The organism is Pseudomonas sp. TH10 (assembly GCF_016651255.1).
Taxonomy (GTDB): domain Bacteria; phylum Pseudomonadota; class Gammaproteobacteria; order Pseudomonadales; family Pseudomonadaceae; genus Aquipseudomonas.
On record NZ_JAEKEG010000084.1, the window covers coordinates 23,226 to 29,566 of the forward strand.

A 6,341-nucleotide genomic window follows, 5' to 3' on the forward strand; every position below is an offset into this window, starting at 1 on the left:
ATTGCGTTCCGCTGTCGCTGAGATGACCTACTCCACCGACAGCGGAATGCGCTTACAACACTAGCCTGGCTCTGCTGACGCGGGTAACGCGACTTTTGTACAGGCGAAAAGCAGAATGCCAATCGCGATCAAGGCCCCTCCACGCATCCAGGTTTCCAAACTTTGCTGACTGAGCAATACCAAGCACGAAACGATAGCGAGTACAGGAATCCACGTCGGCACACTAAAGTGATCTTCCGCAACCACATCACGGCGTAGGATTAACACGGACAAATTAGTGCTGAGAAACACGAACAGTAGGAGCAGCACGACGGTTTCAGCCAACGTGGCTAAAGTTCCTGTCAGCGTCAGTGCGATTGCTACAAGGGTGGTAGCGATGATCGCTATCCAAGGGTGCGCCTCTGAGGCAGCACTCTACTCAGCGCCCCGGGCAAGAGCCCAAGACAGGCCATGCCGTAAGCAAGACGGCTGGCCATGATCATGGTTAGGAGCGCACCATTGGCTACCGCGATCAATGCAATGAAGGCGAAGACGCGAGGCGAAATATGTAGACCTGACGCCCGAACCACTTCCAGAAGAGGAGCTGAGGTTGCAACCAGTTTTTCCATGGGCAGTACGGAAGATGCAGCGATTCCGACGGCCATGTATACGACGCCGGCGGTTAGCAATGCGGCAAACAATGCGCGAGGGTAAACTTTTCGAACGTCGCGAATTTCTTCTGCGAGATTGGCGGACGTTTCGAATCCGACAAAGGAATAGAAGGCGAGCAATGCCGCACCCAAAACAGCTAACACTGGGCTAATTCCTGGCTTGAACTCCAGGCTGCGACCCAAATCCGCTTCGCCTGTTCGGAAATACCAAGCAGCGGCCACAACGACCAAAATAAGACCCGATAGCTCAATCACTGTCATTACCAGATTGGCTCCCAAGGACTCTTTAATTCCCCTTGCATTGAGCAGCGCGATTACCAGAAGGAAAAGTAACGCCGCAATGTGAGGCGATACGCTGATGAACGCCGCGAGGTAATCTCCAGCAAATGCAAGCGATAAGCCCGCTGCGCTCGTGACAGCTGCAGATAGCATGCAAAAAGCCAACGAGAAAAGAAATGAGCGGTGACCGGAACGCTTTCTCAGCGAAAACCGAAGCGGCGCCCGCGTGGGGATATTTTGTCACCAACTCTGCATAGGAACCGGCAGTAAGCATCGCGAAAAACAGTGCTATGAGCAGGGGCACCCATATTGCGCCACCCACCTCCCCGCAATTGTCCCGGCAAGAGCATAAACGCCCGCGCCGAGAACATCACCGAGAATAAACAGAAAAAGCATCGGGCCGGTAACGGCGCGGCGCAGGGAGGTCTTGGAGGTCAAGGTCTTCACATTCAACGTCCTGGCTTGAGGTTGCGGCAGCCGATTATCGGGCTGATGGCTAGATGGCTTCACTCGCAGACAATGGAAATTTGCGCATGACTAAAGTTCACATATCTTGGCAAAGAGCCGGGTAGAAGACGCCGCCCCTACAAACTGAATAAAGCTTCGGAACCACCCTCATGCTGACTAAAATCGATTACAAAAAGGGCCCTGGATCGACCTCTTCTTGTACGCACACCAAAATCACGTCAGCCAAGACTCGAAGATGGTGGATGGCCAAGCGATTATTCGGCGCGAATGATCTGCCTGGCACACATTGGCACACGAGAGAGGCCCATGCGGGATCCGGTTTAGTTTGAACCTCTGTTGCTTATGCGGGCTCCCAGCTCTACATCCAGGAGAAACGTATGACCCAGACAGCATTGGTCGGGGGTGCCGGCGGCATGGTTTCCCATCCCTCAGGAAGTGGACGGCTAGTGCCATCAGGCGAAGCAGTCGCTCTATTCGATGGCACCTGCAAACTCTGCAATGGGTGGGCGAAATTCATCATCCGACATGACCGGGCACATCGGATCAAGCTTGCGACCGTGCAATCTCCTGAGGGTCAGGCCTTGCTCGAGTGGGCCGGCCTACCACGGCATGAGTTCAACACAATCGTATTAATCGCTGATCACCAATTCCACGTCCGCTCTGATGCGATGTTCAGAATTTTTGATCGCTTACCTGCACCATGGCGCTGGCTGAGAGTCGCCCGAATCATCCCTGGCCCGTTCCGCGACTGGATGTACAACAGGATCGCCCTCAACCGTTACCGGCTATTTGGCAAATATGATTCCTGCCAATCGCCTTCTCCCGATCATCTCGGGCGATTTCTGAAGCATGAATGAGTGCAAACGCATCACCACCATCGTCTTAGGCAGATCGAACGTCGGAAGGTCCAAGGGACGCGTATCAAACCTTTCGACCCTGCCAAGGAGTGTTGGTAGTTGAACTCGAGGATCTTCCAATGAGCAAGCCGCAAGCCATGACAGCTGTCGTAGAAAAATTCATGTTTGAACGCAACGGATGGGTTCCCAACAACCCTCGTTTGCCGGTACTCGTTTACCCCCAAGCCATGCCCGTGCAGGACAGCGACCCGGCAGCAGTGTTCGAGAAAGTCTTCAGCGCCAATGGCTGGCCGCCACAGTGGCGCTACGGCATTTACAGTTATCACCACTACCATGCCGAAGCTCATGAAGTGCTTGGCATCGCCTGCGGCAAGGCCCGGCTGATGCTGGGCGGCCCCGATGGCCATGTATTGGAGGTCAGTTCAGGAGACGTATTGCTACTGCCCGCTGGTACCGGCCACTGCAATTTGGAATCAAGCGAAGACTTCCTGGTCGTAGGTGCTTATCCGCAGGGGCAGCATGCGGATATCTGTCGCGAGTCACCCACGAGGGCACAGCTGGCGAGCATCGAAACGCTGCCGTTTCCCGACCAGGATCCGGTACAGGGCTCGCAAGGAGCTGTACAGCGTTATTGGGCTGTACAGCGTTAACAGTCTGCAAACCCGTCACGAACAGCCCGAAGCTTTCTGCTGAGGACGCTTAAGCCGTCAATGATATGGATGACCGGCGTAGGGATCAGGAAGGTGATCGAAACAGCACCGCTGATGCTTCCCTCATAAAAATCTCGATAGTCTTCGGCCCAATACCTTCAAATTCAGACAAGCGTTTTTCGAAAGCCTGAAAATCAGCGCTCGCTTTGGCTATGTTGCTCACCTTGCCCTCGTACTCATCGTTGAGTTTGGTGGCCAACGCGAGCAACCGGGATGCTGTGGTTTCGTCGTAGCGCACGTAATGAGCCTGACCTAACATCACGACCAGTTGACGGTGAGTGCAGTGCGCCAGCTTTTGCGGCGTATCCAGCTGATGTTGCTCGATGATGACCTGGTAAGCCTTGGCGGCGATTGCCCCTTGAATTCTTTTACCCATCAGGAAACTGGCGAGCAGCCATTTGAATAGCCCGGCTTCGTTCCCGCCCAGAAGTTCGATTCTCAAATCATGCGCGCTGATGTTTTTGCTCACTGATTAATTCCTTCAAGCCACCGTCTCGGTCCGGAATGTAGACCCCGCATAACCGTGAACAATCCACAGGAGCAGCTTGGATGAAGGAACCCTTAGCACCACGTGGCACCTAATGAAATAAGCGACAGGAGTGCACGTACTGGGGAAATCGGAAGCCGTAACTAACCATCAAAGCCCCGATTAAATGACGCAGTGCTTAGCGATTCAGCGCATCGAAACGTGTCGGGAGGAAATTTGGCTTATCTGGATTGGGTTCAATGGCCAGCGATGGCTGTAACCGTTCTCGCTGCCTGGTTAATTGGATCTCAGCGACCAGGACGACGAATGACCGGCTTTGTATGCTTCAGTTTGAGCAACGTGCTGTGGGTCGTTTGGGGAGTCTATGCAGGGGCGTATGCATTAATCCTCTTGCAAATTTGTCTTTTCCTCATGAACCTTCGGGGCTCAGGAAAAATTCGAAGGGCTTGGAAAAGGAGCAGAGTCAGGACTGACGGTAGCCAGCAGTATCGCTTGCTTTGGTGTGCGCACTCAGCAACAACGCGCACGATCATGGCAGGTAAGCCGTCACGCGCAGCTGCAAGGTGCGAGCCGAAAAGGCTCAATGACCCTGTCTTTAAAAGGTGGCCAGCCGGCCCTCTTCATGCCCAGAGATGACGTCAGGAGGAATAAGCTTGCGAGGGTTGTTGCGCTGGTTCCTTATGCCTGAGCGGTTGCTGCCTAGCGAGCTGCGCTTGGACTACAGCGACAGCATCCAGGACTTTCTGCGCCCAGCTCTCATCCTGCGGATGCACGACAACAACGCGAAAACCGTGATCATGCCCTTCGATACGCACGCCCTCGGAATCATCGACATGCAAGTCGATATCGAATGCCGGCGGAAATTTCGAAGGGGCGTTCGATAGGCCATGCGCTGTCAGAGCGCGATTATGCAGCACACTGTTGACCACGCCGTCGACGCGGATGCCGTACAGCAATAGCCAACGCCTGATGTAGGACGGAGTACGACCGGACGAGGTGTAGACCCATATACTGCAGCCCTGGCGACGTAATTCCCGGGTCAGGGAGCGTGTTCCGATACGCAACGGTTCACCCAGCCAACGATGAACGCAGGCAGGTAGCCGGCTGGCCTCGACCGCGCAATGGTGAAGTTGGCAGGCCAGGGTGTCATCGATATCGAACGAAATTCGTATGCGCTGACGCCTGAACAACTGCCACGGGATGGCACGCCGGATGACTTGCCATACCCGGCTGCCGGAAGCTCGGAATTCAGTAGCGAGCAGTGGATTCCAGCTCATCAATGACCCTCCTGGTAGAGAGGCATGGGCTTGTCTTCAAGAAAAAATTTCATTGGATCAGGCGCCTGTTCTTCCAGGAAGGCTGCATACTTTTTCTTGATCTTGGGCAATTCGTACAACGCCTTGACTCCATGCTTGGCAGAGTTGCGTATGACCGATGACGGGTTGAAGTAGCCCTCGGCGTTTTCCAGTGTCAGCACGAACGGCGGCAAACCTGCACGCATGAGCAAATAGCTGACGATAAGCGACCCGCTGCGGTTGTTACCTTCAATGAACAATTGCGGCTTGCTGAGGATTCGGACATACACACCGGCCGCGCGCTTCCACACGGACTCACTGCGATAGGCGCAATACCAGTTGTACAAATCCTTTATCCCCCCTCAACGTTGTTGAAGAAGTGTTCCTCGGTCGCGGCAAGGTGCTGAGCGTATTCATGCCGGCGCGCCGGGTTTCGGCCGCACAAAACGGTGGCATTGATCTCCAGCATCAGGTTCAGTTGCTGCAGGTCGAACAGGTCCACGCCGCGTGCGACATAGTCATCGATCAGCGCATAGCCTTCGAGCACATTCTGCAACACCTCGTCGGTCAAGGGATCACGCTGCTCGGTAAAGTGCCGGCTGAGCTCGGAAAAACGGCCCTGCACCTTACGTAGTGCGCGTTCAATCGCGGGTAAATCAAGACGACGCATTGCAGACATTGGCGATCCTGCGAAACGGTAGATAAGAAAGTAAAACGACCCGATCCCAGCCAAAGGCGCTCTCTCTGCGCTGGAGAGGCTTGCGGCCTTGAGCGGATGTGTGCTGCCTAGCTGAATTTGCCGCTGATGTAATCCTCAGTCATTTGTTCGCGCGGACTGCCGAAAATCTGGGTGGTCGGGCCCATTTCAACCAGATAGCCGGTGCGCGTTCCCTGGGAAATATCCACCGAGAAAAAGGCAGTCGTATCAGCCACGCGTATGGCCTGCTGCATGTTGTGGGTCACCAGGGCGATGGTGTAATCCTTCTTCAACTCGACCATCAACTCTTCAACACGGCGAGTGGCGATCGGATCAAGCGCTGAACAGGGCTCATCCAGCAACAGCACTTCCGGCTCGGTGGCAATGGCGCGGGCGATGCACAGCCGTTGCTGCTGACCGCCAGAGAGTGACAGGCCGCTGACCTTGAGCTTGTCCTTGACCTCATCCCACAACGCGGCGCCCTGCAGCGCATGCTTGACACGGTCGCCCAGGTCACCTTTATAGCGATTCAGGCGCAGGCCGAAGGCAACATTGTCGAAGATGCTCATGGAGAACGGATTCGGCTGCTGAAACACCATGCCGATATAGCGGCGCACGACGACTGGATCAACGCCCTTGCCATAAACGTCCTGCCCGAGAAAATGCACATGGCCCTCGAAGCGGAACCCTTTCACCAGGTCGTTCATCCGGTTGAGGGCTACGCAGCACGGTGCTTTTACCGCAGCCGGAAGGACCGATGAAGCCGGTGATCTTGTTTTTTCAATTGGCACATGGCTGTCACGCACCGCCATGAAATTGCCGTAGAAAATCTTGTCGAGCTTGCAGTCCATGACCACCGGTGTCTGGGTAACAAACGGAGCGGCTATTTGCGCAGTTG

Annotated in this window: 5 protein-coding genes and 3 pseudogenes; 3 read left to right on the forward strand and 5 right to left on the reverse strand. The window is 54.9% G+C overall.

Annotated elements, in window-relative coordinates; translation table 11 throughout:
• Positions 1-60: 60 nt before the first annotated feature.
• Positions 61-1,325, reverse strand: a pseudogene (locus JFT80_RS13410) (APC family permease).
• Between the two features lie 485 nt (positions 1,326-1,810).
• On the opposite strand from JFT80_RS13410, the gene JFT80_RS13415 reads away from it, so the two are divergent.
• Both JFT80_RS13415 and JFT80_RS13420 read left to right on the forward strand, forming a co-directional pair.
• On the forward strand, positions 1,811-2,254 hold the full coding sequence (locus JFT80_RS13415; protein ID WP_201148186.1) for a thiol-disulfide oxidoreductase DCC family protein: 444 nt from the start codon (positions 1,811-1,813) through the stop codon (positions 2,252-2,254).
• A gap of 119 nt (positions 2,255-2,373) precedes the next feature.
• On the forward strand, positions 2,374-2,904 hold the full coding sequence (locus JFT80_RS13420; RefSeq protein WP_201148183.1) for a cupin: 531 nt from the start codon (positions 2,374-2,376) through the stop codon (positions 2,902-2,904).
• 85 nt (positions 2,905-2,989) lie between these two features.
• Here JFT80_RS13420 and JFT80_RS13425 read toward each other — a convergent pair whose 3' ends face one another.
• Positions 2,990-3,433, reverse strand: coding sequence for a DNA methylase (locus tag JFT80_RS13425; RefSeq protein WP_201148184.1), 444 nt, complete (start codon positions 3,431-3,433; stop codon positions 2,990-2,992).
• Between the two features lie 267 nt (positions 3,434-3,700).
• Between JFT80_RS13425 and JFT80_RS24310 the strand changes: the two are divergent.
• A pseudogene (locus JFT80_RS24310) lies at positions 3,701-3,886 on the forward strand (hypothetical protein); the annotation flags it as partial.
• Between the two features lie 203 nt (positions 3,887-4,089).
• On the opposite strand, the gene JFT80_RS13430 reads toward JFT80_RS24310, so the two are convergent.
• From JFT80_RS13430 to JFT80_RS13440, 3 genes and pseudogenes are all read right to left on the reverse strand, one after another.
• Positions 4,090-4,728, reverse strand: a complete 639-nt coding sequence (locus tag JFT80_RS13430; protein ID WP_201148185.1) for a hypothetical protein — start codon at positions 4,726-4,728, stop codon at positions 4,090-4,092.
• Positions 4,728-5,425 (reverse strand): annotated as a pseudogene (locus JFT80_RS13435) (hypothetical protein). Before JFT80_RS13435 ends, JFT80_RS13430 begins: the two are co-directional and overlap by 1 nt.
• A 107-nt stretch (positions 5,426-5,532) precedes the next feature.
• Positions 5,533-6,341 (reverse strand): phosphate ABC transporter ATP-binding protein (locus JFT80_RS13440; protein ID WP_374091352.1); only part of this gene is annotated, 809 nt, incomplete at its 5' end.

What these genes read in the sequence shown, in the direction of transcription:
- JFT80_RS13420 (WP_201148183.1), top strand. Translation starts at nt 2,374, where the DNA reads ATGAGCAAGCCGCAAGCCATGACAGCTGTCGTAGAAAAATTCATGTTT.
- JFT80_RS13415 (WP_201148186.1), top strand. Translation starts at nt 1,811, where the DNA reads ATGGTTTCCCATCCCTCAGGAAGTGGACGGCTAGTGCCATCAGGCGAA.
- JFT80_RS13430 (WP_201148185.1), bottom strand. Translation starts at nt 4,728, where the DNA reads ATGAGCTGGAATCCACTGCTCGCTACTGAATTCCGAGCTTCCGGCAGC.